Here is a 25491-nt window from a genome sequence, read left to right as displayed (position 1 = left end):
GGTCAAAAAGTTAAATTTCCCTTATGCCTGCTGAGTTTGTTAAAATTTATCCTCAAAACCCTGACGAGCGTCGAATCCGTCAGGTAGTGGACTGCCTCCGCGACGGAGGTTTGGTGATTTACCCGACCGATACGGTGTATGGTCTCGGCTGCGATATTTACAACACCCGGGCAGTCGAGAAAATAGCTCGTATTAAAGGCATCAAGCCCCAGAAAAACGACTTTTCATTTATCTGCTACGACCTGAGCCACATTTCCGATTTTGCGAAAGTGGGCAATACGGCTTTCAAAACCATGAAAAGGGTGCTTCCCGGTCCGTACACATTCATTCTGGAAGCGACGAGCAATGTTCCCAAGCTGTTGAACACCAATAAAAAAACGGTGGGAATCAGGGTGCCGGACAACCTTATTCCCCGTTTGATCGTAAAGGAGTTAGGGAACCCGATTGTGACGACCTCCATTCGCGACGACGACGAGATTATCGAGTATTCAACCGATCCCGAACTGATTTTCGAGAAGTTCCAGCACCAGGTGGATATGGTCGTGGACGGAGGTTACGGAGGTAACGTCGCATCCACCATTGTGAAGGCGGATGGCGACGATTTTGAGATCATTCGGGAAGGCTTGGGCGATGTTAGTATCTTCCTTTGAGGTCAAAAATTGTAATGATTTAAGTTGCTGTTGAACATTGTTGACTGTGCAAAATAATTATTATAAATTTTTTGATAATATCATAAGCCTTTACCATATTTGATAGTGTCGGATTTTTTAGTTAAAGAGGATCAGTCCACGGAAGTACGGATTGAATTGCAGTATCTGCCTTGTTTAGAGTATTTTACTTGTATTTTACAGTACGACCGGGTCTACATTGACGTTGAGGAGAGGTATGTGAAGCAGACTTATAGAAATCGCTGCAATGTACTCACTACCAATAAAATAGATACGCTGACGATCCCTGTGAAAGGGTATGAGGCAGCGAGCTCCACGAAAGATATTTTGATCGACTATAACCAGGATTGGACGCGGCGCCATCTGGGTTGCCTGCAGTCAGCCTACGGAAAGTCTCCTTTTTACGAGTATTACGTCCATGAATTTGTGCGTGTTTACGAAAAGAAGTTGGCATACCTCGTCGATCTTAACTATGAATTGTTGACAATTTGTCTTAGATTGACTGGTATAAAAAAGGACATTAAGTACAATTTGTCAGGTGAAATAATAGCCGAAAAAGACGTTGTAAATGATATTTCACTCATAAACAACCGAAAACAGCCGGATTTGCATAAATATTACAACCCGACACCGTACTATCAGACCTTCGGGAATGATTTTGTGGGGAATTTAAGTATTGTTGATTTACTGTTTAATATGGGGCCGGAAGCAAAAAGTGTCTTGTTAAGATCCTGTAAGTCTCAATAAAGCTATTTTGAACAAACGGGGATCAAGTAGCGTTTAGAATACATAAACACTTTTTATTGCTACACAATGGAAGCAAAATTTTCGAATAGAGTGAAAGAGGTAATCTCAATGAGCCGGGAAGAAGCCCTCCGCCTGGGTCACGATTACATTGGAGCAGAACACTTGTTATTAGGAATGATACGCGAGGGTGATGGTGTAGCCATAGGGTTGCTTAAAAAACTCGGCGTGTCGCTGGACGATGTCCGCCAGACGATCGAGCAGGCGACAAAAGGTGCGGCCACAAACAACGTTAAAAATTTACAAAATATCCCTCTGACGAGGCAGTCGGAGAAGGTATTGAAGATTACATATCTGGAAGCCAAGATTTTCAAAAGCACGCTCATCGGAACTGAGCATTTGCTTCTTTCGATATTGCGTGACGAAGACAATGTAGGTACCCAGATATTGCATAAATTCAATGTTAACTACGAAGTCATCAAGGAAATGTTAGAATATCAATCATCCGGATCCAGACCTCATATGGGGCCGGAGACCGAAGACGGGGATGATGAAGCCAGAGGCGGAATGTTTGGAGGCGGTAGTGGCTCTTCTTCCGGTAAAGAATCTAAAGGTGCTGAAAAATCCCGTACACCTGTCCTGGATAACTTTGGAAGGGATTTGACCAAAATGGCGGAAGTAGGCAAGCTCGACCCGATCGTCGGACGTGAGAAAGAGATCGAGCGCGTGGCCCAGATCCTGAGCCGCCGTAAAAAGAATAACCCGATCCTGATCGGTGAGCCAGGCGTTGGTAAAACAGCCATCGCGGAAGGTCTTGCATTGCGGATCGTTCAGAAAAAAGTATCCCGTGTGCTGTTCGGCAAGCGCGTTGTAACGCTCGACCTTGCTTCGCTCGTGGCCGGTACCAAATACCGCGGCCAGTTTGAAGAAAGAATGAAGGCGGTTATGAACGAGCTGGAAAAATCACCGGATGTGATCCTGTTTATCGATGAGCTGCACACGATCGTGGGCGCAGGTGGTGCATCAGGCTCGCTGGACGCTTCGAATATGTTCAAGCCGGCGTTGTCACGTGGGGAAATCCAATGTATCGGAGCTACCACGCTGGACGAGTACCGCCAGTACATCGAGAAAGACGGCGCATTGGCCCGTCGTTTCCAGATGGTAATGGTGGATGCGACTTCGATCGAAGAAACGATCCAGATCCTGACCAACATCAAGGACAAATACGAAGATCACCACCACGTGAATTATACGCCTGAGGCGATCAGCACAGCGGTGAAACTGTCGGAAAGATATATTACCGACCGCTTCCTGCCGGATAAGGCCATCGACGTACTCGATGAAGTAGGTGCTCGCGTGCATATCAGCAACATCACGGTTCCTGAGGATATTCTGATGCTCGAAGAACAAATCGAGAACATCAAACAGGAAAAAAACCGGGTGGTAAAAAGCCAGAAATACGAAGAGGCTGCCCAATTGAGAGATCGTGAGAAAAAACTGATCGATCAGTTGGAAAGAGCTAAACTGGCGTGGGAAGAGGAAACCAAGCAGAAACGCTACACCGTTACAGAACACAATGTAGCTGAGGTGGTTGCGATGATGACGGGTATCCCTGTCACGAACGTATCGATGGACGAAGGCAAGAAATTGCTGAACATGGCGGATGAGCTGAAAGCAAAAGTAATCGGTCAGGACCCGCCGATCGAGAAGCTGGTGAAAGCGATCCAGCGCACACGTGTGGGCTTGAAAGATCCTAAGAAACCAATCGGTTCATTCATTTTCCTTGGACCAACCGGTGTAGGTAAAACTGAGCTAGCGAAAGTATTGTCGACTTACCTGTTCGATAAGGACGACTCGCTGGTACGCATCGATATGAGCGAATACATGGAGAAATTCAGCGTATCGCGCTTGGTGGGAGCGCCTCCGGGATATGTAGGCTACGAAGAAGGTGGCCAGCTGACCGAGAAGATCCGCCGCAAACCGTACAGCGTTGTATTGCTCGACGAGATCGAAAAAGCGCATCCGGATGTATTTAATATCCTGTTGCAAGTGCTCGACGACGGTATTCTGACGGACGGTTTGGGAAGAAGAGTCGATTTCCGTAATACGATCATTATCATGACTTCTAACATCGGAGCACGTGATTTGAAAGATTTTGGAACAGGAATCGGTTTCTCGACCAAAGCAAGAGCGGAAAACCAGGACGACATTATGAAGGGTACTATTCAGAGCGCATTGCGTAAAGCATTCTCTCCGGAGTTCCTGAACCGTCTCGACGATGTGATCGTGTTCAACTCACTGCAACGTGAAGATTTGCACCGCATCATCGACATTTCACTGGGCAAATTGTTCAGCCGTGTGAAAGGTCTGGGTTACGAAATTGAATTGACCATCGCTGCGAAAGACTTCCTGTCCGACAAAGGTTACGATCCGCAATACGGAGCGCGTCCTTTGAACCGTGCGATCCAGAAATACCTGGAAGATCCCGTAGCGGAAGAAATACTGAAAGGCGACCTTCGCGAAGGCGATGTACTGGTGGCCGATCATGAAGAGAAGAGTGAACAACTCGTTATTAGTGTTCGCAAGAAGGAAGAAGAGCTCGCAAACTAGATTTGCAATGCTCGGAAAGCACAAGTAGCTTAAAAGGCAGGTCGGAAGACCTGCCTTTTTTATTTATATTTAGCCATCGAAAATTCGTATAACTAATGGGACCTAACTGGAAAAGCGCTGTGCTGAGCCTAACACTCAGTCTTGCAGCTACTAATACCTGCGTGTTTGCACAAAAATTGCCTTCGGGCCCTCAGGTCCTCACTTTTTTCTCAGACGCCGACGATACAGAGCAGCCGTACGGGCTTTATCTTCCCGCTAATTTCGACGAAAACAAAAAGTATCCGCTCGTGATTATGCTGCACGGCGCAGGCTCCAATCACCGCCTTGCATTACGCCGTGTTTTCGGCAAAAGCAATGCCGAAGGAGAAACGGACGTGGAAGCCACACGCTACTTTCCGAAATGGGAGAATGTCGACTACATCGTAGCCTCGCCGTATGCACGCGGGACGGCCGGTTACCAGGGTATCCCCGAGCAGGATGTGTACGACGTGCTGGCGGATGTGAAAAAGCGCTTTAAAATCGATGAAGACCGTACTTACCTCACTGGCCTATCAATGGGTGGCGGCGGAACGTTGTGGATCGGCCTTACGCGCCCGGACATATGGGCGGCCATTGCGCCCGTGTGCCCCGCGCCGCCTGCGGGTACGTTCGATCTTGCACCTAATGCGACTAACTTTCCGGTCCATTTCTTTCACGGCGACGCCGACCCCGTGGTACCGGTGGCCGGCACCCAGAAATGGGTGAGTCATTTGCAGGATTTGGGGGCAGAAGTGAGTTATAAGGAGTTCGTCGATGTGAAGCACGATAGTTGGGTGAATGCCTATGACAACGAATACATTTTCCAGTGGTTCGACGATTACAAGCGCAACCCGCATCCCGATCATGTTCGGTTTGTGAGCAAGCAGTACCAATACGATAAGGCATTCTGGGTGCAGATCAATAGGTTTGCCTATGGTAAACTAGCTGAGATCGATGCGAAGTTTACCAAAGAGAATGCGTTGGAGATCAAAACGCAAAACCTTGAAAAGTTTACGCTAAACCTGAAAGATCATCCGAAATTCAAGTTGGGCGCTGCATTAGCATTGAAAATCGACGGTGCGAATGTGAATGCGAAGACCGATAGCGTGGTAACCCTTTTCCGCGATTCTCCTAATGGCAAATGGGCTGTGGAAGGCGCGACGATTATGTCCATTTACACAGGCAAGAAAAAAGGTGCCGAAGGACCGATATATGCGGCATTTGCTTCGCGTCACGTGTATGTGTACGGGACGGCCGATAATCCTTCACCCGAAGAACTGAAAAAGCGCGTCGATATGGCAACGCAGGCGGCGAGCTGGTCGCAGTACCGGGGCGAGTTTCTGGGGCGGATCATGTTCTTCCCGCGGGTCCTGGCCGATAAGGAAGTGCGCCCGAGCGATATCGAAAGTTCTAACCTCATATTGTTTGGTACAAAGGAGACCAATGCATTGATCGCGAAACATGCAGATATGCTTCCCGTGCATTTGAAGAAAGGGGACACTACACACGGCTTATTCTATGTTCTGCCAATGGACGGACATTATGTGGCTGTCAGCTCAGGTTTGCCATGGTGGACCGGCGTGAAAGACGAGGGATTCCCATTCGTATCGGTGATGCATCGTAAGCTTCCTGAATTCAAAGACATTATTTTTTTCAAAGATTCGTCTGCCAACCTGCTGATCGATAATTATTTCACACAGGAGTGGAAACTGGACGACGATGCGAAGCGCAAGCTTTCGGCGTCCGGCGCCGTTGATATTACCCCGTAGTTTATTTTTTACTTTTTTGATCATTAACCCAATGGATTACAACGAAAAGATTTCCCGGAAATCGTTCCTCAAAGCCGGCGCATTCATGCTGGCTACTCCCATGCTCTCCAAATTGAGCCTGGACGTAACAGCCTCTTCGCCAATCGGATTACAATTGTACACGCTTCGCAATGAAATATCGAAAGACCTACTGGGCACGCTCAAAAAAGTGTCGGCGATCGGTTATAAGGAAGTGGAGCTCTACGGCTATTCTGACGGCAAATTTTTCGGTAAAACGCCTAAGGAGTTCAAGAAGATCCTCGGAGACCTTGGCTTGAACCCGGTAAGCGGCCATTACGGTGCTGGTGTGGAGAACAAAACAGCCAAAGGCACATTGAGTAATAGCTGGCAGAAAGCTGTCGACGACGCGGCGGAACTGGGACAGAAATACGTGAATTGTGCTTACCTGACCGAGTCGGAGCGCAAGACGATCGACCAGTATAAAAGCTACGTCGACCTGTTCAACAAATCCGGCGAAGTAGCCAAGAAAGCGGGCTTGCAGTTCGGATACCACAACCACGATTTCGAGTTCAAGAAAATCGGCGGCGAGCTGCCTTACGATTACATTGCAGGCAAAACCGATCCGAAGCTTGTGAAGCTCGAACTGGATTTGTACTGGGCTGTAAAGGCGGGCATTGATCCGGTTGCGTTGTTCAAGAAATATCCGGGCCGTTTCCCGCTGTGGCACGTGAAGGATATCGACAAGAAAGACGGTTCATTTGCAGAGGTAGGAACCGGTTCGATCGATTTCAAGAAGATCTTCGATAACCGTAAACTGGCCGGTATGACGCATTTCTTCGTGGAGCAGGACGTGGCGAAGGTACCGCCGGTGCAAGCCATCGAAACCAGCTTCAAGAACGTCGTGAAGATGAAAGTTTAGCATAAAAAAAGACCCGGCCGCATAGCAGCCGGGTCTTCCAAATTATGCAGATAAAAATTTCAGTTTACTAACTGTAATTTAAGTTCGTTCAAACGGCTGCGCAACGAAGCGTCGATCTGGCGGTCGCCCACTGTCAACACATATCCGCCGATCAGAGCATTGTCTACTTTCTCGGCAAGCTGAACCGTTTTTCCGGTTGCTTTGGCAACAATATCGGTAAATTGTTTACGAAGCTCGTCGGTCAGCGGGGTAGGGGTTACCACCGTCGCTTTTTCGATTCCCTTGTAAACATTATAAGCTTTAATGAATTCCACCGCGATTTCGTCGAGGATAGCCTCCCGGTTCTTCTTGGTGATAATATCGAATATCGCGAATGAAACGGGGCTTACGCGCTCTTTGAAAAGGCCTTTCAGAATCCCTGATTTCTTCTCGTGACGCACCACCGGGCTTTTCAATGCAAGCATCAGGCCGCGGTTCTCGTCCGCTGTTTCTTTGAACAGCAGCATATCCTGATAAACCGTGTCCAGAACGTTCTGTTCTTTGGCGAGCTCGATCAGCGATTTTGCATATCTGGATGCTACAATACTTACTGACATCGGAATTAGATTTTAAATGCTGATTAGTTAAGACGTGCAGATGAAGCAAGGTCAGCGATCAGTTTTTCCTGAGCTCCTTTGTCTTCCAATTCACGGTGCAATACTTTTTCAGCGATTTCCAATGAAAGCGTAGCAACTTCTTTCTTGATTTTGCTCACGGCTACCGCTTGTTCGTTGCGGATAGTCTCGCGTGCGCTTTCGATGATTTTCAGACCTTCCGCAGCGGCTTTGTCTTTCGACTCGGCAATCGTTCTGTCGGCAGCGTCTTTCGCGTCACGAAGGATCTGGTCGCGGATTGCATTCGCTTCTGCGATCAGTTTTTCGTTGTCCGACTTCAATTGTGCCATTTCAGCACGGGTTTTTTCTGCGAGGTCCAGCGCGCCCTGGATTTCATTTTCGCGGTCTTTCAGTCCTTTGAGGATAGGTTTCCATGCGAATTTCGACAGGATGAACACTACCAGCAAAAATACTACCAGCATCCAGAAAATAAGGCCTGGGTTTGGAGTAAGCAATGACATAGTTAAATGAGTTTTTGAGTGTAAGAACGATCTGAAATCTTCTCTCTTCTTATTAAAATTTCGTGGAAGCCTAATGCTCCCACGAGAATGTTTTTGCACCGCATCCGGGCCTAGCGCGCCGGGGCAGCGTTCCCCTTTCGGGAAGCTCTATTAAAGCTTGAAAGAGATAAGCAGACAGATTACCGCTGCGAAAAGCGCTACCGCTTCGATAAGAGCCGCGATGATCAACATTGCAGTTTGGATTGCACCAGCAGCTTCTGGTTGACGGGCGATACCTTCAACAGCGCTACCACCGATTTTACCAATACCAAGACCTGCACCGATAGCAGCAAGACCTGCGCCGATAGCAGCACCGAAAACTGCAAGACCTGCACCACCTTGTTCAGCAGCTTGAAGCAAAATTTGAGCGAACATAATTTGTTTGTTTAAAATATAAATTAATAAAAAAGAGATTCAGAATCAGTGGTGTCCGTGATCGTGGCTATGCTCTTCGATAGCGGTACCAATGTACATGGACGACAATAGTGTGAAGATGAATGCCTGGATGAATGCTACCATGATCTCGATGAAGTTCAGGAACAATGCGAACAGGGAGATTACCGGCGCGATCACGAAGCTTTGGAAAATAAAGATCAGACCGAACAAGCTCAGAAGGATAATGTGACCTGCTGTGATGTTAGCGAACAACCGCACCATCAGAGAGAATGGCTTCATAAATACACCTACAATCTCAACCGGGATCATGATCAGCAACAGCGGAGCAGGTACACCCGGAGGGCTCAAAAGGTGTTTGTAGTAGTTACCATTCGCGTTCAGGTGAACGATGATGAATGTAAGCACTGCCAATGTCATGGTTACGGCGATGTTACCGGTAAGGTTAGCCGAGCCCGGAAGCAGACCCATGATGTTGTTGATCAGAATGAAGAAGAACAACGTGAGCAGATAAGGAAGGTATTTTTCGTATTTCGGTCCTACGTTCGGTTTCACCACTTCGTCGCGGATAAAGAGGATAATCACCTCCATCGCCGATGCGAAGCCTTTTGGCGCTTTGCCTTTGCTGTTTTTGTACCAGCCTGCAACGCTTGTGAAAACGAGGATCAGGATCACGGCGCTGATGAGCATCGAAGCTACGTTTTTGGTGATCGAGAAGTCGTAGATTTTACGAGCCTCATCAACCGGTACGATTTGCTCCGATTCGCCGTGTACCAGGTGGTAACCGTTGTATTCGTGGTGCTCGTTGTGGAAGTTGGAAGAAAGAAAAACCTCCAAACCGCGGTCTTCCGAATAAAGAATTACAGGGAGCGGCAGAGAAACACCGTGGGAGAACTCCCATTCGTGAGAATCTGCAATGTGGTGCATGATCATCTCACCGATATTGAACTTCGCTTCGTGCTCTTCAAGCTTATGTTCAATTTTATGCTCTTCCTCATTCACAGCCTGAGCGACCTTGTCAGCCTCGTGCTGAGTTGGTTCGTCGGCGCGGGCCGGGAGGTTAAAAACGCATGTTGCCGCTATAAGGGCGATAGTAAAAAACCGTCTCAGATGGGTATACATAAATGCTTGAAATACTATGCTTTGTCAATCGCGGCGCAAGTTACGATACAAACCATATATTTCAAAGCATGTGTAAAATAAATAGAGTGCAAAAAAGTTGATAACGAATAGGAATGAATCAGTTAGCCCTCTGTATAAAAAAAGGCCAATGAAAATGATGCTCAGAATGATCCGCGCAACGATGCTTGAAATGTAAAATGTGACAAATTTCTCACGCTTGTTCCGCATTCCGAATTCCATCAGCCTATGAACGAGAAATGCGAGCCCGAAAAAGAATACGAGAATGTACCAGATATAAGGATGCAGGAAAGAATCGGCGTGGAATCTTTGAGCCAGGAAAAATACAATTCCCAGCAAAATGGTTGCGATCAGGGTACGTAGCATGCGCGTGCGTCGGCGAGGAGCAATTATTGTTTGGTAAAACTTCTTATTAAAAGGTAGAGCGATGCCGCAATGGACACCAGCGAGAGCACGAGTGTCCACACCGGGACCTTATTTTGCTGCCACTCGTCGAGCTTGTAGCCGCCCCAGGTGAACGCCAGGATAGTACCCAGCATCTGCGTCGCCATTCCCGAGTATTTCAGGAAGCGTGTCGACGTGCTTTTGTCCACGGGCTTTTTCGGATCTTCCATCATGGTAGAATATAAAGGTAAAATTGCTTCAAATTTTGCAAATGGCATTATCTTCGATACGGTTTTATTGAAAATACCGTTTTAGGTTTGCAACCTGACACAAAGACGAACACCCCATAAAGTCAATTTCGTGATCGACCGTTTTACCTCCCATATCCGACGCACATTACCGCTACTTGTCATGATTATCGTCGCGGCTGCCTGTTCGCAGTACAGCTCACGGCCGGGTGCAATCACTTTTCACAACGTAGCAGCGCGGTATAATGCCTATTTCATGGCCGAGCAGGATATGGCGGAAGCGGAGTTCGAAATGCAGAAAGCATATAAGGAAAACTATAACCAATTGCTCCCGATATTGCTTCCGATGGATTCGATCCTCGCTCAGCCGGTGAAGCCCAAGTTACAGGATGCGATCAAAAAGGCGTCGATCGTCGCCGAAAAGCACCAGAACAGTAAGTGGATCGATAATAGCTACATCCTTTTGGGTAAATCGAGGTTGTACCTCGGACAATGGGCCGATGGCCTGGAAGCTTTGCGTTACGTATATGCCAACGGGCGCGACGAGAGCGATAAAAACAACGCCCTGATCCTGCTCATGCGGGCGTATATCGAGCATAAGGACTATTCCAACGCATTGGGCGTGGCCGAATACCTCAGCCAGCAGCCGTTGAGCAAAGCTTCGCAACGTGATTTTTACCTCACCAAGGCTTATCTGCACCAGCAAAACGGAGAATACCTCACTTCCGTAGCGATTCTGGAAGAGACATTTCCGCTTTTAAAAAAATCAACTGAAACTGCACGTATCCATTTTGCAGCGGCCCAGATGTACGACCGCCTCGGGCAGTATGCATTAGCCAACAAGCATTATAGAAGTGTGAATAGGAACAAGCCCAACTACGACCTGGGCTTTTATTCCAATATGAATTCGCTGCAAAATGAGGTGGTATTGGATCCGAAACGTGATGTTACCAACGTAGGCTTTGATAAAATGCTCCGCGATCGTAAAAACGACGACCTGAAAGACCACGTGTATTTCACGATGGGCTTGCTGGCCGAACATAAAAAGCAAATCCCGGAAGCGGTGAAGTACTTGCAAATGGCGGCAGCGGCATCCAAAGGGAATATGCAGCAAAAGGCTTATACCTATCTGCAACTGGCGAGGATAGAATATGAAGCGCTTGAAAATTTTGAAATGTCCAAAGCCTATTACGACAGTGCATTGACCATTCTGCCGCAGGAAGCGCCTGAATACCGCCTCGTAGCCGACAGGAAACGTGCACTCGACAATTTTGTGACACAATACACCATTGTTTCGACTGAGGATAGCCTTCAAAGACTGGCCAAAATGAACCCGGCTCAACTGGATAATAAGATCGACCAGATCATCGAAGCGAAAGAAAAGAAGCGCATCGAAGAGGAGGAGAAGGCACGAAAAGCGCAAATCGCCGCACAGAACGCAAGTATGCAGCAAGGCGGAGGCAATCCGCTGGTCACAGGCGGAGAACGCCGCTTTGAGCTGTTCGACCCTGCATTGGTGAACAAGGGCAAAATAGACTTTAAAAGGGCCTGGGGGAACCGTCCGCTCGAAGACGACTGGCGCCGGAGCAGCCGCCCGTTGCGTACGCTCACAGGAAATAATGCTGCGGCCGGTGCCGACAGTGCTAATGTAGCGCAGGCATCGCAGGAAAACACCGGTTTGAAAAAAGGTACGCCTGAATGGGACCAGGTGCATGCATTACTGAAAAAGGACGTTCCGCTTTCGGATACGGCATTCGCGGTATCTCAGAAGAAGAAAGAAGATGCGCTGTATAACCTGGGCAAGATCTATCGGTTTGATCTTAAAGAATCCAACCGCGCGATCGCCGCATTTGAACGTGTGTTGTCCGAGTATCCCAAAACGCAATACAAGGACGAAATCTATTACCTGCTTTTCCTGAGTAATGAAGAGAATGCGGCTCAGAAGGAATCCTGGAAATCCAAGTTGTTAAGTGAATACCCAACGTCCACGTATGCCCGCCTGGTCAACAAAACGACCGACACGGGAGGCACATCCGGGAATGCGACGAAGGAGTACGAAGCCATGTACAAGCTCTACGCGGATGGCAACTACACCAAAGCGCTGGAAGATATCGAGAAAAACCTGCCGTCCTACAAAGGAAGTTCCTTGGAGGACAAATTCGCGTTGCTGCGCGTATTTCTGATCGGGAAAGTAAGAGGGAAGGAAGCCTATGGGCAGGCTATTACCGAGTTCATGCGGTTGTATCCCACCAGCATTTATCTGCCCCGTCTGAAAGAAATGCAGGAATTCAATTCCCTGTCCATGGGCAAGAGATAATAGGCTGAAATCGTATATTTGCCTTTCCAGTAACCTATCACCCCACATCTATGATTGAATTGCAACCCGGAAAGTATCGGCGCACCATTGTCCGCCTTTGGCGGTTCGTTGGCCTGGGACTGGGTCTGATCATATTCTACATCGTTGCCGTCAGTTTTAATTTTTTGTGGTTGTTCGGCGGTATGCCGGACCTCAAAACGCTCGAAAACCCGAAGAGCGAGCTCGCATCAGAACTCATCAGCGAAGACGGCAAGTCGCTCGGTAAATACTTCTTCGAAAACCGGACGCCGATTGATATCGCGCAGATTTCCCCTAACCTTATCGATGCGCTTGTAGCAACGGAGGATGCGCGTTTCGTAAATCACTCCGGCATTGACCCGCGCAGCTTGTTAAGGGTATTCAAAGGGGTCGTTTCGGGAAGTTCCAGCTCCGGGGGTGGTAGTACGCTCACGCAGCAGGTAGCCAAGAACCTTTTCAATACCCGCTCGGAAGAATATGAGGGGCTGCTCGGTAAAATACCGGTAGTCCGCATTGTGATAGCCAAAACAAAGGAGTGGGTGCTCGCTGTGGTATTGGAGCGGAAGTATACCAAGCAGGAGATCATGCAAATGTACCTCAACACGGTTTCGTTTGGTAATAACACCTATGGCATCAAAGTCGCTTCCAAAACTTATTTCGATAAGGAGCCATGGGACCTGAACGTGACCGAAGCCGCATTGCTGGTGGGGATGCTGCAAAACCCGACGTTGTTTAACCCACTGCGTTTTCCTACGAATGCGTTGAACCGGAGAAACACGGTTCTGGCGCAGATGTATAAATATGATTACATCCGTGAAGAGGATTTTGAGAAATTCAAAGACAAGTCGCTGGGACTGAATTTTACCGTTGACAGCCATAACACCGGCTTGGCGCCCTATTTCAGGGAGTCGATGCGCGGGTATCTCAAAAGTTGGGTGAAGCTCTATAATGAAGAGAACGATACCGACCTGGACTTGTATACAAGTGGGTTGCGCATTTACACGACCATCGATTCGCGCATGCAGCGTTATCAGGAGGCGGCATTGACCGAGCACATGAAAGCGCAGCAAAAGCTGTTCGACGAGCACTGGAAAGGCCGCAATCCATGGACTTTCGACAATGGCAAGGAAATTCCCGGCTTCATCACTACCGCCGCAAAGCGTTCTCCGCATTTCATTTCCCTCAAAAGGGACCTGGGCGAGGAGGAAGCGTGGAAGATCATGAAGAAACCTTACAAAATGAAGGTTTTTACCTGGAATGGCGAGAAGGAAGTGACGATGAGCCCCCTGGATTCCATTGCCTATTACAAGCGCTTCCTGCGTGCGGGTATGATGTCCATGGACCCGCGTAACGGGCACGTGAAGGCTTGGGTAGGAGGTATTAATTTCAAGTATTTCAAATATGACCACGTCAAGCAGGGGTCGCGGCAGCCGGGTTCTACTTTCAAGCCGTTCGTGTATGTTTCGGCATTGGATAAGAACTTCCTTACGCCTTGCGACCATGTGACCGATCAGCCGATTTACTTCGGACTTTCCGATGGCGTGCCAGGTGGATGGTCGCCGAAAAACTCTAATAACAAATATTCTTACCAGTCGCTGTCGCTGCGGCAGGCATTGGGAAAATCGGTGAATACGGTGAGCGCGTACCTGATGAAAATGGTACGCCCCAAAGCGGTGGTAGAATATGCGCATAAACTGGGTATCACTTCCAAATTGCAGGAGGTACCTTCGCTCTGCTTGGGTATCAGTGATGTTTCGGTGTATGAAATGGTGGGCGCCTATTGCGCATTCGCGAACGGCGGGCACAGGACGGAGCCGATGACGATCCTGCGCATTGAAGACCGCTATGGCAACGTGTTGCAAGAGTTTTTCCAGAAACAGAACCAGGAGATTAGTGCAAACATGGCTTATAATATGCTGTATTTGATGCGAGGTGCAGTCGAAGATCCGGGAGGAACCGCGGGCCGGTTGCGGCAGTACGGCGTCACCGAAGGGAATGAGATCGCGGCCAAAACCGGTACTACTTCGAACTACTCGGACGGTTGGTTTATGGGCATGACGCAAAACCTGGTGTCGGGTATCTGGGTGGGTGGCGAAGATCGCAGCATTCACTTCCGTACCATTGCTTACGGACAAGGCGGCCGCATCGCGATGCCGGCCTGGGGATTGTTTATGCAAAAGGTGTATGCTGATCCTACCCTGGTTCAGTACCGTAAAATACCATTTACCAAACCTGAAAACTACGTGCGCGAATGCGGCGGCGTAGCAACCGACAGTACCGATACTTACATTCCGCCGTCACGATCCGACGACGAAGGCGTTCTGTTCTGACCCACTTAATCTTTTGCCCGTGAATATCCTCGTTGCCCCTGACAAGTTTCGCGGTTCGCTGGAAGCTGCGGAAGTATGCGATGCCGTTACTAACGGCATTCAAAAGGCATATCCCAATGCAAAAGTAACGGCGATACCGCTGGCTGATGGCGGTGAAGGGACTTCGAAAATACTAACCCGGCAGGCGAAAGGCTCCGACGTGACGGTAACCGTGATGGATCCGTTGAACCGGCTGATCAAAGCCACCTACGGACTTTCAGAAGATCATCAGGTTGCATTTATCGAAATGGCTGCTGCTTCGGGTCTCGGACTTCTGAAAACGGAGGAGCGTAATCCGCTACGGACAAGCACATTTGGCACAGGCCAGCTTGTTGTAGATGCATTGGACCGAGGTGTAAAAAAAATTATCCTCGGCATTGGTGGGAGCGCAACTACCGATGGCGGCATCGGGATGGCCGAAGCGCTCGGGTATGCTTTCAAAGACTCCGAGGGGCATACATTGCTGCCCAACGGCGAATCGCTGTCGAAAATCGCGTCGATCGACACGCATAATGCTGATCCCCGGCTTGCGTTGGTGTCAGTAATAGTCGCTTGCGATGTGACGAACCCTTTGTTTGGGAAAGAAGGCGCTGCATTTGTTTACGGTCCGCAAAAAGGAGCCGATCCCGAAATGGTTGTGCAGCTCGATCATGGACTGGAAAACCTCGCACAGGTAGCCACGCGCGCATTCAGGCGGGACGTGAGCCAGGTGCCGGGCGCGGGCGCTGCGGGCGGTCTCGGTGCGGGTTGCATGTGGTTTTTGAACGCCGAACTGAAAGACGGTATCAGTATAGTAATGGAGCAATGCAACATCGCTTCGCTGGTGGCCCATGCGGATTTGGTAATCACGGGAGAGGGGAAAGTCGATGAGCAGACACTTGCCGGGAAAGTGGTAAAAGGGTTGGCTGGATTATGTAAAAGTCATCATGTGCCGCTCGCGGTCGTTTGCGGCACTTTGCAGATTACCCCGGAACAGGCCCGTGCAGTGGGTATCACCTACGCGGCGTCGGTCTTGAACCGGCCTATGGACCTGAATGCCGCCCAAAGTGAGGCATTCCAGCTCGTGAGCAACGCAACTTTTCAATTGATGCGGTTGTTTTTCTTCAACAGGGGCGCCGTTTAGTCCTAAATCTCAATCAATGTCTGAATTCAATTATAAAGAAGAACTCGCCAAAATTCCTCTCGATCCCGGTGTGTACCGGTATTTCGACGAAACCGGTGAGGTAATATATGTAGGAAAAGCAAAAAGCCTGCGAAACCGGGTTTCGAGCTATTTTTTGAAGAATAACCAACACGACCGTAAAACCAAACGGCTCGTGAGCCAGATCCGTCGGATCGAATTTACCATCGTTTTGAGCGAATGGGATGCATTGTTGCTGGAAAACCAGCTGATCAAGCAGTTGCAGCCTAAGTTCAACATCCTGCTGAAAGACGATAAAACCTACCCGTTCATTTGCGTTACCGACGAGCCATTTCCACGCGTGTTCCCGACTCGGAATATGGACCGTACCAAAGGTACTTTTTACGGTCCGTTCGCCAATTTGCGCTCAATGCACACGCTGCTCGACATGTTCAAAGCATTGTACCAGATCCGCTCATGCCAGCTGCCACTGACGAAGCCGAATATTGAAGCCAAAAAATTCAAAGTTTGTCTGGAATACCACATTGGTAACTGCAAAGGGCCTTGTGAGGGATTGCAGGCAGAAGACGAATACAATGCGGAGATCGAGCAGGTACATAACATATTAAAAGGTAACCTATCGTTGCCGCAGCAGTATTTCAAGGAAAAAATGCTGGAAGCAGCCGAGCAAATGGCGTTTGAAAAAGCGCATGCGTGGAAGACCAAGATCGAGCATTTGTCTAATTTCCAGAGTAAAGCAACCGTCATTAATCCCCGCATTGGCAATATCGATGTGCTCACAATCGTGTCCGACGAGGAAGCTGCCTACCTGAATTTTATGAAAATAAAAGAAGGCTACATGGTGGCGACGCAGACGCTGGAAGTGAAGAAAAAGCTTGACGAAAGCGATATGGAGATCCTCGCGATGATGATCGTGGAAATGCGGTCTACCTACGGTTCGGAGGCGAAAGAACTGGTTTCAAACCTGAAACCGGACCTGGATATGCGGCTTGAAGTGACGGTTCCCCAAATCGGCGACAAGAAGAAGCTGCTGGATATGTCGATGAAAAATGTGATGTATTTCAGAAGGGAGAGAACCGAGCGCCGCGAGGTGGAAGCATCTGCTACAACCTCTAAAAAGGACCGGGTATTGATCCGTTTGAAAGCCGATTTGCAGATCAAAACGCTGCCAAGACATATCGAATGCTTCGATAACTCCAACATCCAGGGTACCAATCCGGTGGCATCGATGGTGTGTTTCAAGGATGGTAAGGCATCGAAAAAGGATTACCGTCATTTCAATATCAAAACAGTAATAGGCCCGAACGACTTCGCTTCCATGAACGAGATTGTTTCCCGCCGGTACCTGCGCCTGATAGCCGAAGAGCAGCCATTGCCTGATCTGATCGTGATTGACGGCGGCAAGGGGCAGCTGGGTGCGGCTTGCGATGCCTTGAAAAGCCTGGGTATTTACGGGCAGGTACCTATTATCGGTATTGCCAAAAGGTTGGAAGAAATCTATTTCCCGGAAGATCCGCTTCCACTATACATTGATAAGCGATCCGAATCGCTGAAACTGATCCAGCAAATCCGCGACGAAGCGCACCGGTTCGCGATCACTTTCCACCGCGACAAACGCAGTAAGGCCAGCCTGGTGAGCGAGCTGGAAGGTGTTGTGGGCGTCGGAAAAGTAACTGCAACGAAGCTTTTGAAGCATTTCGGCTCCGTGCGCGCGATACGCGAGAGCTCTGTCGAAACGCTGACGGACCTCATCGGCCTCGATCGGGCAAAAAAGGTCAGGGCCTACTTCGACACCATGGCCGGGGATTAAAGCCCGATATTTTTACCCACAATATAGCCGGTCGTCCAGGCATTCTGGAAGTTGAAACCGCCGGTAATGCCGTCGACGTCCATCACTTCGCCAGCAAAGAAAAGGCCAGGCAGGGAGCGGCTTTGCAATGTTTCGGGATCGATATCGGCTAATGCAATGCCGCCGCAGGTCACAAACTCTTCTTTAAAAGTGGTTTTGCCTTTCACTTCATACTGGCTGTTGGTGAGGAGCTCAGTCATGCGGTTCAGTACCTTATGGCTGGCATCGCCCCAGCGCAGTGTGTCGGGGATTTCGGCCTTTTCGGTGAATGCTTTCCAAAGCCGCGAGGGTAAGCTGAACTTGGCGTGTGAGGCGATTTGCTGCTTGGCGGTATTTGTTTTTTCGGCCAATAGAAAGTCGCGGACTTCTTGCTCCTTCAAATCCGGCAGCCAGTTGATCCGGAATGTAAAATGATAATCCTTTTCGGCGAGGTCACGTGCGCCCCAGGCCGAAAGTTTTAGCACCGCTGGCCCACTGAACCCCCAATGCGTAATCAGCAGCGGCCCGCGCCACTCATGTTTGGTCCCCGCTATTTTGACCAATGCATCCTTCACGGCAACCCCGGCCAGCGGCAGCAGGTAATTATCGGGCGTATTGAATGTAAAAAGCGAAGGTAGAGGCGGTACGATCCCGTGCTGGTGCTCCTCCAACCAGTCGAAACTTTCCGCTCTTGGATAGCCTCCGGTTGCAATTAATAACCGATCGGTTAGAATGGGTTCTCCATTGATGATCTTCAAATGGAATGCATCCCCCGTTTTTGCAAAGGAATCTACATGCACGCTCGTCCTGATTTCAATATTCAGGTTCCGGGCCGTTTTAATGAGGCATTCAATAATGGTATGGGACGAATCCGAGATGGGAAACATGCGCCCGTCGGCTTCGGTTTTGAGTTTGACGCCCCGTTTCTCAAACCACGCCACGGTTGCATCTGCATCGAAATGCGGCAAGAGTTTGCGAAGTAGCTTTTCGCCTCGCGGATAATTTTTGATGAAATGGCGCAGTTCGTGAGGCCGGTGCGTGACATTGCACCTGCCGCCGCCCGAAATGCGGACCTTGTTGAGGACCGTTCTGCTCTTTTCAAGAATGGTAATGCGAGCGTCCGGAAACGTCTCTGCCGCGGTAATCGCCGCCATAAAACCCGAAGCGCCGCCGCCCACAATGGTAATCGTCATAATGCCTGATTTGTCCTACAAAAATGACATGCAAGTTTTAAAAACTGCAATTTCTTTTTCTATCTTTCAAAATAGCTTCAAAAATTTCAACTAAAACCATTTTAAACTATACATGCAAAAAGTACTTGTGATCGGATTGGGAAAAGTAGGCTCACTCGTCGCCACTTTGCTGAGCAAACGCTTCCAGGTTACCGGGGGTGACAAAGCGCTGCCGCCCGTGCAACTACCCTTTGAAATAGTGACCGGCGACGTTACTGACGGCGCATTCCTGGACAAGGCATTGGCAGGCTTCGACGCCGTGGTATCCTGCATGCCCTACAACCTCAACCTTCCCATCGCCCAACGAGCGCATAAGGCAGGTATCCATTATTTCGACCTCACGGAGGATGTGCCCACGACATCGGCGATCCGTGAAATGGCGAAAGATAGCCGGAGCGTACTTGCGCCGCAATGCGGTCTTGCACCCGGTTTCATTGGCATTGTAGGAATGGACCTGGCCAAGCGTTTTACCAAAATCCGGGATATAGAACTGCGGGTAGGCGCATTGCCACGCTACCCGAACGGGCAGATGGGTTACTCCTTCACATGGTCGCCCGCAGGGGTGGTGAACGAGTACCTGAACGACGCCGAAGTAATCCACAACGGTGTCCGTAAGATGGTACCCTCGCTCGAAGGCATTGAAATGATCAATATTGAAGGGCAGGAATTCGAGGCTTTCAGTACTTCCGGCGGGCTCGCTACCATGTGCGAAACCCTGGAAGGAAAAGTGGATACATTGAATTACAAAACCATTCGTTACCCTGGGCATTGCAACCTGATGCGGTTCGTGCTGTACGAGCTGTGCCTGAAAGACAAACGCGCCCTGGTTGAGGAAATCCTGACGGAGGCAAAGCCGCCCGTGCAGCAGGACGTGGTGTATGTGTATGCCGTAGTGGAAGGTTGGAAGGGCAGCCATCTCGAAAGAGAAGAATTTTATCAAGCCTATCACCCCATTCAGATAGACGGGCAGCATTGGCGGGCCATTTCGTGGACTACGGCAGCATCCATTGCTTCGGTAGTGGAAATGGTGGCCGATGGCGTGCTCCCGGGAACAGGGTTTATCCGGCAGGAAGACATTGCCCTGGACGCGTTTTTCAAGACAATGAATGGACAGTTTTTTAAGAATGTAGGCTGAGGAAGTATGAAAGGAATCGATGTAATTCTTGAAAAACTGGGCATTGCGGATGTCAATCACGGCGTAACTACCGGGCAAGCGAGCTGGGAAAGCGGCGGTGCGTTGCTGGAATCGTTTTCTCCGGTAGATGGCCGGAGAATAGGGGCGGTAAGGCAAGCCGCGCATGCAGATTATGGCCGTGTAGTGGAAACCGCTTCGCTTGCATTCAAAACCTGGCGGAGCATACCAGCACCCAAGCGCGGCGAAATTGTGAGGCAGATGGGTGTGAAACTCCGTGAATACAAGCAGGAACTGGGCACGCTCGTCAGCTATGAAACGGGTAAGAGTTTGCAGGAAGGGCTAGGAGAGGTCCAGGAGATGATCGATATCTGTGACTTCGCGACGGGGCTCTCCCGCCAGTTGTATGGCCTTACCATGCATAGCGAGCGCCCGCAGCACCGTATGTACGAGCAGTGGCATCCGTTGGGCGTCGTAGGCATTATTTCAGCATTCAATTTCCCGGTGGCCGTATGGTCGTGGAACTCGATGATCGCGTGGGTGTGCGGAAATGTGTGCGTGTGGAAGCCTTCGGAAAAGACACCTCTGACGGCTATTGCCTGCCAGCATATTATTCAGGATGTTTTAAAAGACAATCATGTGCCGGAGGGCGTTTCCTGTATTGTCTCCGGCGGGCGCGATGTGGGCGAGTGGCTTGCGCAGGATCCGCGGGTTGCGTTGGTATCTGCTACGGGCAGCATTCCGATGGGGCGCTCGGTAGGAGAGGCGGTCGCGCGCAGGTTAGGCAAAAGCCTGCTCGAACTGGGCGGCAACAATGCGATCATCGTAACGCCCACAGCCGATTTGAAAGTAGCTATCCCTGCCATTGTTTTCGGGGCAGTTGGCACAGCGGGCCAGCGGTGCACATCAACACGTCGCCTGATCGTGCACGACTCGATATTTGAGGAGGTAAAGAGCCGTTTGGCAAAGGCATATGGCCAATTGAAAATCGGGAATCCGCTGGATCCAGGTATTCATGTAGGGCCTTTGATCGATCAACAGGCCGTGAGGCAATACCAGAATGCCGCAGAACAGATCAAACAAGCCGGAGGCTCATTTGTGGTAGCGCCGGGCATCCCGGAAGGAGATCCGTATACTTCGGGCTGTTACGTTACGCCGTGCATTGCGGAGGTGGAAAACCATTGGGCGATCGTCCAGCACGAGACATTCGCGCCGATCCTGTACCTGATCCGTTATCATGATGCCGAGGAGGCCATCGCGTTGCAGAATGATGTGCCGCAAGGCCTTTCTTCTGCCATTTTTACGAACGATTTGCGTGATGCCGAACAGTTCCTGTCCTTCGGGGGCTCCGATTGCGGCATTGCCAACGTGAACATCGGCACCTCAGGCGCAGAGATAGGAGGAGCGTTTGGTGGTGAAAAAGAGACCGGTGGAGGGCGTGAATCGGGTTCGGATGCCTGGAAAGCATATATGCGACGTCAAACTAATACGATTAATTACGGCACCGCGTTGCCCCTCGCACAGGGAATAAAGTTTGAGATTGAGTGAACAAAATGCCTAACTTTGTACAATTCGGTTGCACATTATACTTTCAGATTTAATTTTCAAGAATGAAATACCAGCTTACATCAGAACAGATATCATCCAAAGTTGCAGGGGAAACAGTCATTCTTAACCACAACAAAGGTGCTTATTACGGTCTGGATGAAGTAGGTGTGCTGATCTGGGATACATTGGAAAAAGGACCGCAAACGATCGAAGCATTATGCGACGCGGTGGTCAGCGAGTATGACGTCGACGCCGACACTTGCAAACGTGATATCGACGGGTTGTTGAAGGATTTGATTTCTGAGAGACTGGTTGAAATAATCAAATAGATTTTGGGCAAAATCGGTAAGCTGATAGGGAAATGGCGGAGCTTGTCCGGGTCGGAGAAATGGATATTCCTGCGGGCCGCATGGTGCCTGCTGTGGATCAAGGCCGGGCTTCTTTTGCTTTCTTTTTCATTGTTCAGAAAGTGGTACCATTGGCTCAGCCGCCCGAGCCGTGTCCGCGAGACCGCTCGCGAAACCATGGAGCGGACTGTTTGGGCGGTAGATACGGCCGCCAATTTGCTGCCATTCGAGCTTTTGTGTCTGCCGCGCGCCCTGGCTACCAAATACCTGCTTCGCAATTCACCCGCATTGACCCTGGAAATAGGGATAGAGATCAACCCTGCTAAGCAATTTGAGGCGCATGCCTGGGTAGAGCAAAACGGCAATATCATCATCGGGCGCTGGCCTGATACTGTTTCCTACAAGCGGCTCTGGGTTTGGGAATGATTTAATTAGTACTTTACACACATGCACCATTACACAGCCTTCGGGCTCCATATCCATTCAGAAATTTCCCTGCCCGAACTGGCCGAAGGTAATCAGCACTCTACACCTGATGTTTATATCCGGCAGGGTGCCGTAGAGTTGCCTTCCATGCGCCCGACTACCATTTACAGACGGGGAATCAGGGCGTTTTTTGGCCGGAATGAGAATGCGATGTTTCTGGATTGGGCTGGTGTAGCGTCTTTCAAGGCTTCCGGCGGTAATGAGCTGATTGTTTCCCCTGTGGCTTCGGAGGCTAGTATTATCAGTCTTTTCACGGTCAGTGAAGCATTAGGCCTTATTTTGTTTCAACGAGAATATTTCCTGCTTCACGCCAGTGCAGTAGAGATAGGCGATGAGGCCTGGTGCTTTATGGGTATGCCCGGGGCCGGCAAGTCAAGTACGGCTGCGGCGTTTATCAAAGCGGGTTGCAGGTTGCTGAGCGACGATCTTACAGCGATTACATTTGATGAAGGCGGAAAACCGGCGATTATTCCGGCCTATCCACAGCTCAAAATTTGGGAAAAGACAGTCAATGGTTTACAATATGCCGAATCTGACCTCGAACCGGTCAGCGAGGGCGTCAGAAAATTTGCTTACCATCCTCGCGAGCAGTTCCCGACCAGGCCTGTTCCTTTAAAAAGGGTATTTTTTCTGCATAAGGCCAGGAATAAGCCGGCTGTTCAACAGATGAGCTTGGCCGAAATTCCCGGTGAAATGCTGCGCAACTTTCCCCTGGCAACAGAGCTGATGAGTGGTGATAATCTTAAAAGGCACTTTTTTCAAAGCATTCAATGTGCCAAATCGGCCGGGTTGCTTCGAAAAAGGAGACCCGAAGGTTTCGATAACCTGGAAAAATGGGTAGAAGCGAGTATCCGTGAACAACTAATTGCGGAATAGGATGCAACGGCCCAAAGTTTCCCGAGAACTGGCATATCTGATCGAGGCGGCGGTTTTGCCGTCGGGGCATCAGTCGTTCGAAATTGAGGACAAGCCATTTGATCCACAAAGATTTTCGGCGTTGGTTAGCTGGCATCAGATCAGACCGCTCGCCTTTGAATATGTGCAGGCGAAGTCATTGACGTTGCCCGATAATGTGCTCAAAATGCTGCGGGAATTTACGCTCGGACAAGCTGTCACAAACATGGCTTTCCTCGGGATTTGCGTCCGGTTGTACAACCGGCTGATCGACAATGAGGTGCGCGCTTTTCCCATGAAAGGTGCGTTGTGGGCCTGGATGCTTTATGACAAGCCCGTATTGCGGGAATTCGGAGACATCGATTATTTTATTGGTAAGGAAGACGTTTCCAAAAGCCTTAATATCCTGCTTGGTGAGGGTTTCGCTGCTGATAACTACCGCCATTACCTGTTGAAAGAGAAGGCGGTTGTGGAAGATTACCTGGATACCGATTATCAGCTCCCGCTCACACCTGTGCAGGAGCATGTATTGCAGTCATTGGAAATACAATGGAACTGCACCTACCCACGCTATTGCTACAATTTCACCTGGGACGAGCTTGCCGGAAACCTCGTCGAGTTTAATATGATGGGAAAACCCGTGCTGGTGCCGGGAATGGAGATCCAACTGATCATGATGGTGATTCACCACGGCGGTGTCGAGCAATGGGACAAGCTTAAATACATGGCAGATCTGTTGAGATTGCTGGACAAGTCGGCGGATTCAATGGATTGGACTTATATTAACAAAGTCGCCAGGGAGAAGGGCTTTCATAAGCTATTTGCAGAGTCACTGGGCGCGGCCGGTTACCTCTGCGGCAGAGATTATGCCAAATATGCAGGCGCTGGAAGCAGCTATCCTTCGGAAGGCTTTTTAAAGGATATACTGACTCATTGGGAGAATGAACGGCCATCGTTGAAGACTAAAACCTGGCGTATTTTTCTCTACAATATAAAATACCGCGACAAATGGTCGGATAAACTTTCCATTGTCGCGGCACATATTAAATATCTTACGTATTGGAAGCTGTTATGGCATAAGATCAGCTGGTACAGAAATGGCCCCTCAGGTGAGACTAACCGTGATCGTGCCGTCAATGCTGTGTCCGGGCGCCAGGATATTTAAGCCTTCGCCTGTATTGAATGCATCCACATTGGCTGTCAATGCTTCGATAGCAACGCAGTCGCGCGCCGGCGGCGTATACACGACGAGGTAGTTAAATTTCCCTTCACCGGCTTCCTGCTCAATCCGCAGAGTCACGTTTTGGTTTTTCGAGATCAGCTCCGTAACGGCATGTGAACCGCTGGCTTCTACAATAAAAGCATTGTCAAACTCTTTCCGATGCAGCAATGCAGGCATTGCCATGTCAAACGGCTCAGTACCGATCGGGATCAGGTTCTCATTAAAAGTGACCAGGCGTTTTGATGGAATATTGATTTTCCATGCTTCTACATCTTCATTCCCCAGCATCCAGTAAGGGTGCCAACCGAACATCGCAGGGCAAGGCGATTGCCCATTGTTTCTGGCTTCGTATTTCAGCTCGAAACGGCCATCCGCATGCAAAGTGTATCGAACCGAGAAATGTACCTGGAACGGGTAGCCTTCCGCGTTATCGATGGTGTAGGAAAGCTGAATCGATGCATTGTCCTCGTGAATGACCTGCTCGTCGAGGTGAAAGTGGTTTTTGCGTACCAATCCGTGGATGGCATTCACCCCGCCGTCTTCGTTCTTGCGCAGCTGGTATTCTTTACCCAAAAATTTGTATTTGCCATCCGGAATGCGGCTCGCGAACGGGAACAGGAGTTCGCTGGCACTTTTGGTGTCAGCTACAAGGGCCGCTGGGGTAGGAGGTGTTTTCAGAACGGAGAACAGCGTCAGGCCTTTGCGTAAGGAGAGCTGCCGAACGATTCCACCCAGCTCGGGAATGACTACACAGCGGTTTTCAGTGGTTGTTTCGTGTATCACATATTCGGTAAGGTCGCCGAACTGTTGTTTGAAAATTTCAAAGGGCATATGCTTTGAAGGTTTAGGGTCAAACGATTTAGTATATGTTGTAAAAATAATAGCCGGACAGGTTGAATTGTCCGGCTATC

General features: G+C 49.5%; 23 protein-coding genes. 16 read left to right on the top strand and 7 right to left on the bottom strand.

The genetic code is table 11. From position 1 onward, the window contains the following. The first annotated feature begins 23 nt into the window (after positions 1-23). The 5 genes from CLV60_RS14090 to CLV60_RS14070 all read left to right on the top strand — a co-directional run bounded on the left by CLV60_RS14090 (position 24) and on the right by CLV60_RS14070 (position 6728). Complete coding sequence (locus CLV60_RS14090; RefSeq protein WP_106596006.1) at positions 24-650, top strand: L-threonylcarbamoyladenylate synthase; 627 nt, start codon at positions 24-26, stop codon at positions 648-650. Between the two features lie 105 nt (positions 651-755). Then, complete coding sequence (locus tag CLV60_RS14085; RefSeq protein WP_229210968.1) at positions 756-1415, top strand: WbqC family protein; 660 nt, start codon at positions 756-758, stop codon at positions 1413-1415. A gap of 66 nt (positions 1416-1481) precedes the next feature. Continuing rightward, entirely contained in the window at positions 1482-4022 is a 2541-nt protein-coding gene (locus CLV60_RS14080) for an ATP-dependent Clp protease ATP-binding subunit (RefSeq protein WP_106596004.1), read from the top strand. 95 nt (positions 4023-4117) lie between these two features. Beyond that, positions 4118-5809 (top strand): carboxylesterase family protein, encoded by a 1692-nt coding sequence (locus tag CLV60_RS14075; protein WP_106596003.1) that lies wholly within the window; start codon positions 4118-4120, stop codon positions 5807-5809. 31 nt (positions 5810-5840) lie between these two features. Then, entirely contained in the window at positions 5841-6728 is an 888-nt protein-coding gene (locus tag CLV60_RS14070; RefSeq protein ID WP_106596002.1) for a sugar phosphate isomerase/epimerase family protein, read from the top strand. Between the two features lie 59 nt (positions 6729-6787). Here CLV60_RS14070 and atpH read toward each other — a convergent pair whose 3' ends face one another. The 4 genes from atpH to atpB form a co-directional block, all read right to left on the bottom strand. Further along, positions 6788-7324, bottom strand: a complete 537-nt coding sequence (gene atpH, locus CLV60_RS14065) for an ATP synthase F1 subunit delta (RefSeq protein ID WP_106596001.1) — start codon at positions 7322-7324, stop codon at positions 6788-6790. A 23-nt stretch (positions 7325-7347) separates the two neighbouring features. Then, complete coding sequence (atpF, locus tag CLV60_RS14060) at positions 7348-7842, bottom strand: F0F1 ATP synthase subunit B (protein WP_229210967.1); 495 nt, start codon at positions 7840-7842, stop codon at positions 7348-7350. 150 nt (positions 7843-7992) lie between these two features. After that, entirely contained in the window at positions 7993-8256 is a 264-nt protein-coding gene (gene atpE, locus CLV60_RS14055; RefSeq protein ID WP_090150806.1) for an ATP synthase F0 subunit C, read from the bottom strand. Between the two features lie 45 nt (positions 8257-8301). Next, entirely contained in the window at positions 8302-9396 is a 1095-nt protein-coding gene (gene atpB / locus CLV60_RS14050; protein WP_106596000.1) for a F0F1 ATP synthase subunit A, read from the bottom strand. A gap of 246 nt (positions 9397-9642) precedes the next feature. On the opposite strand from atpB, the gene CLV60_RS34855 reads away from it, so the two are divergent. Beyond that, entirely contained in the window at positions 9643-9777 is a 135-nt protein-coding gene (locus CLV60_RS34855; RefSeq protein ID WP_262510559.1) for a hypothetical protein, read from the top strand. Between the two features lie 26 nt (positions 9778-9803). Here the strand turns inward: CLV60_RS34855 and CLV60_RS14040 are convergent, their stop codons facing one another. Next, positions 9804-10031 (bottom strand): AtpZ/AtpI family protein, encoded by a 228-nt coding sequence (locus CLV60_RS14040; RefSeq protein WP_106596224.1) that lies wholly within the window; start codon positions 10029-10031, stop codon positions 9804-9806. 178 nt (positions 10032-10209) lie between these two features. On the opposite strand from CLV60_RS14040, the gene porW reads away from it, so the two are divergent. Genes porW through uvrC form a run of 4 tightly spaced genes read left to right on the top strand, consistent with a single transcriptional unit; the run spans position 10210 to position 17701 of the window. Beyond that, the gene (porW, locus tag CLV60_RS14035) at positions 10210-12363 is read left to right on the top strand and encodes a type IX secretion system periplasmic lipoprotein PorW/SprE (RefSeq protein ID WP_229210966.1); all 2154 of its coding nucleotides are present in this window, start codon (positions 10210-10212) and stop codon (positions 12361-12363) included. Positions 12364-12413: 50 nt separating this feature from the next. Then, a complete protein-coding gene (locus CLV60_RS14030) occupies positions 12414-14711 on the top strand; it encodes a transglycosylase domain-containing protein (RefSeq protein ID WP_106595997.1) in 2298 nt (765 codons plus the stop codon). Positions 14712-14730: 19 nt separating this feature from the next. Further along, a complete protein-coding gene (locus CLV60_RS14025; RefSeq protein WP_106596223.1) occupies positions 14731-15873 on the top strand; it encodes a glycerate kinase in 1143 nt (380 codons plus the stop codon). A gap of 16 nt (positions 15874-15889) precedes the next feature. Continuing rightward, the gene (uvrC, locus tag CLV60_RS14020; protein WP_106595996.1) at positions 15890-17701 is read left to right on the top strand and encodes an excinuclease ABC subunit UvrC; all 1812 of its coding nucleotides are present in this window, start codon (positions 15890-15892) and stop codon (positions 17699-17701) included. Here the strand turns inward: uvrC and CLV60_RS14015 are convergent. Further along, positions 17698-18912 carry a BaiN/RdsA family NAD(P)/FAD-dependent oxidoreductase gene (locus tag CLV60_RS14015; RefSeq protein ID WP_106595995.1) on the bottom strand — a complete coding sequence of 405 codons (1215 nt, stop codon included), beginning with the start codon at positions 18910-18912 and terminating at the stop codon, positions 17698-17700. The genes uvrC and CLV60_RS14015 overlap by 4 nt on opposite strands. A 112-nt stretch (positions 18913-19024) precedes the next feature. Between CLV60_RS14015 and CLV60_RS14010 the strand changes: the two genes are divergently transcribed. From CLV60_RS14010 to CLV60_RS13985, 6 genes are all read left to right on the top strand, one after another. Next, positions 19025-20086, top strand: a complete 1062-nt coding sequence (locus CLV60_RS14010; protein WP_106595994.1) for a saccharopine dehydrogenase family protein — start codon at positions 19025-19027, stop codon at positions 20084-20086. Between the two features lie 6 nt (positions 20087-20092). Continuing rightward, the gene (gene amaB / locus CLV60_RS14005; RefSeq protein ID WP_106595993.1) at positions 20093-21631 is read left to right on the top strand and encodes an L-piperidine-6-carboxylate dehydrogenase; all 1539 of its coding nucleotides are present in this window, start codon (positions 20093-20095) and stop codon (positions 21629-21631) included. A 62-nt stretch (positions 21632-21693) separates the two neighbouring features. Continuing rightward, positions 21694-21960: a PqqD family protein gene (locus tag CLV60_RS14000; protein WP_106595992.1), complete on the top strand. Its 267-nt coding sequence runs from the start codon at positions 21694-21696 to the stop codon at positions 21958-21960. Positions 21961-21963: 3 nt separating this feature from the next. Then, positions 21964-22404, top strand: a complete 441-nt coding sequence (locus tag CLV60_RS13995; protein WP_106595991.1) for a lasso peptide biosynthesis B2 protein — start codon at positions 21964-21966, stop codon at positions 22402-22404. Between the two features lie 21 nt (positions 22405-22425). Then, complete coding sequence (locus CLV60_RS13990) at positions 22426-23340, top strand: serine kinase (protein WP_106595990.1); 915 nt, start codon at positions 22426-22428, stop codon at positions 23338-23340. A gap of 1 nt (position 23341) precedes the next feature. After that, positions 23342-24523: a nucleotidyltransferase domain-containing protein gene (locus CLV60_RS13985; protein ID WP_106595989.1), complete on the top strand. Its 1182-nt coding sequence runs from the start codon at positions 23342-23344 to the stop codon at positions 24521-24523. On the opposite strand, the gene CLV60_RS13980 is transcribed toward CLV60_RS13985, so the two are convergent. Then, complete coding sequence (locus CLV60_RS13980; protein ID WP_106595988.1) at positions 24464-25411, bottom strand: aldose 1-epimerase; 948 nt, start codon at positions 25409-25411, stop codon at positions 24464-24466. The two genes, CLV60_RS13985 and CLV60_RS13980, sit on opposite strands and share 60 nt — an antisense overlap. Positions 25412-25491: the final 80 nt, after the last annotated feature.

Origin of the sequence: Dyadobacter jiangsuensis, from assembly GCF_003014695.1 — a bacterium.
GTDB lineage: Bacteria > Bacteroidota > Bacteroidia > Cytophagales > Spirosomataceae > Dyadobacter > Dyadobacter jiangsuensis.
The sequence above is the reverse complement of the archived record's forward strand: the minus strand, read 5'-3'. Positions and strand labels throughout refer to the sequence as shown.

Coding starts and splice junctions, on each gene's coding strand:
- CLV60_RS14090 (WP_106596006.1), top strand. CDS start 24: ATGCCTGCTGAGTTTGTTAAAATTTATCCTCAAAACCCTGACGAGCGT.
- CLV60_RS14080 (WP_106596004.1), top strand. CDS start 1,482: ATGGAAGCAAAATTTTCGAATAGAGTGAAAGAGGTAATCTCAATGAGC.
- CLV60_RS14075 (WP_106596003.1), top strand. CDS start 4,118: ATGGGACCTAACTGGAAAAGCGCTGTGCTGAGCCTAACACTCAGTCTT.
- CLV60_RS14070 (WP_106596002.1), top strand. CDS start 5,841: ATGGATTACAACGAAAAGATTTCCCGGAAATCGTTCCTCAAAGCCGGC.
- atpH (WP_106596001.1), bottom strand. CDS start 7,324: ATGTCAGTAAGTATTGTAGCATCCAGATATGCAAAATCGCTGATCGAG.
- atpF (WP_229210967.1), bottom strand. CDS start 7,842: ATGTCATTGCTTACTCCAAACCCAGGCCTTATTTTCTGGATGCTGGTA.
- atpE (WP_090150806.1), bottom strand. CDS start 8,256: ATGTTCGCTCAAATTTTGCTTCAAGCTGCTGAACAAGGTGGTGCAGGT.
- atpB (WP_106596000.1), bottom strand. CDS start 9,396: ATGTATACCCATCTGAGACGGTTTTTTACTATCGCCCTTATAGCGGCA.
- CLV60_RS34855 (WP_262510559.1), top strand. CDS start 9,643: ATGAACGAGAAATGCGAGCCCGAAAAAGAATACGAGAATGTACCAGAT.
- CLV60_RS14040 (WP_106596224.1), bottom strand. CDS start 10,031: ATGATGGAAGATCCGAAAAAGCCCGTGGACAAAAGCACGTCGACACGC.
- porW (WP_229210966.1), top strand. CDS start 10,210: ATGATTATCGTCGCGGCTGCCTGTTCGCAGTACAGCTCACGGCCGGGT.
- CLV60_RS14030 (WP_106595997.1), top strand. CDS start 12,414: ATGATTGAATTGCAACCCGGAAAGTATCGGCGCACCATTGTCCGCCTT.
- uvrC (WP_106595996.1), top strand. CDS start 15,890: ATGTCTGAATTCAATTATAAAGAAGAACTCGCCAAAATTCCTCTCGAT.
- CLV60_RS14015 (WP_106595995.1), bottom strand. CDS start 18,912: ATGACGATTACCATTGTGGGCGGCGGCGCTTCGGGTTTTATGGCGGCG.
- CLV60_RS14010 (WP_106595994.1), top strand. CDS start 19,025: ATGCAAAAAGTACTTGTGATCGGATTGGGAAAAGTAGGCTCACTCGTC.
- amaB (WP_106595993.1), top strand. CDS start 20,093: ATGAAAGGAATCGATGTAATTCTTGAAAAACTGGGCATTGCGGATGTC.
- CLV60_RS14000 (WP_106595992.1), top strand. CDS start 21,694: ATGAAATACCAGCTTACATCAGAACAGATATCATCCAAAGTTGCAGGG.
- CLV60_RS13990 (WP_106595990.1), top strand. CDS start 22,426: ATGCACCATTACACAGCCTTCGGGCTCCATATCCATTCAGAAATTTCC.
- CLV60_RS13985 (WP_106595989.1), top strand. CDS start 23,342: ATGCAACGGCCCAAAGTTTCCCGAGAACTGGCATATCTGATCGAGGCG.
- CLV60_RS13980 (WP_106595988.1), bottom strand. CDS start 25,411: ATGCCCTTTGAAATTTTCAAACAACAGTTCGGCGACCTTACCGAATAT.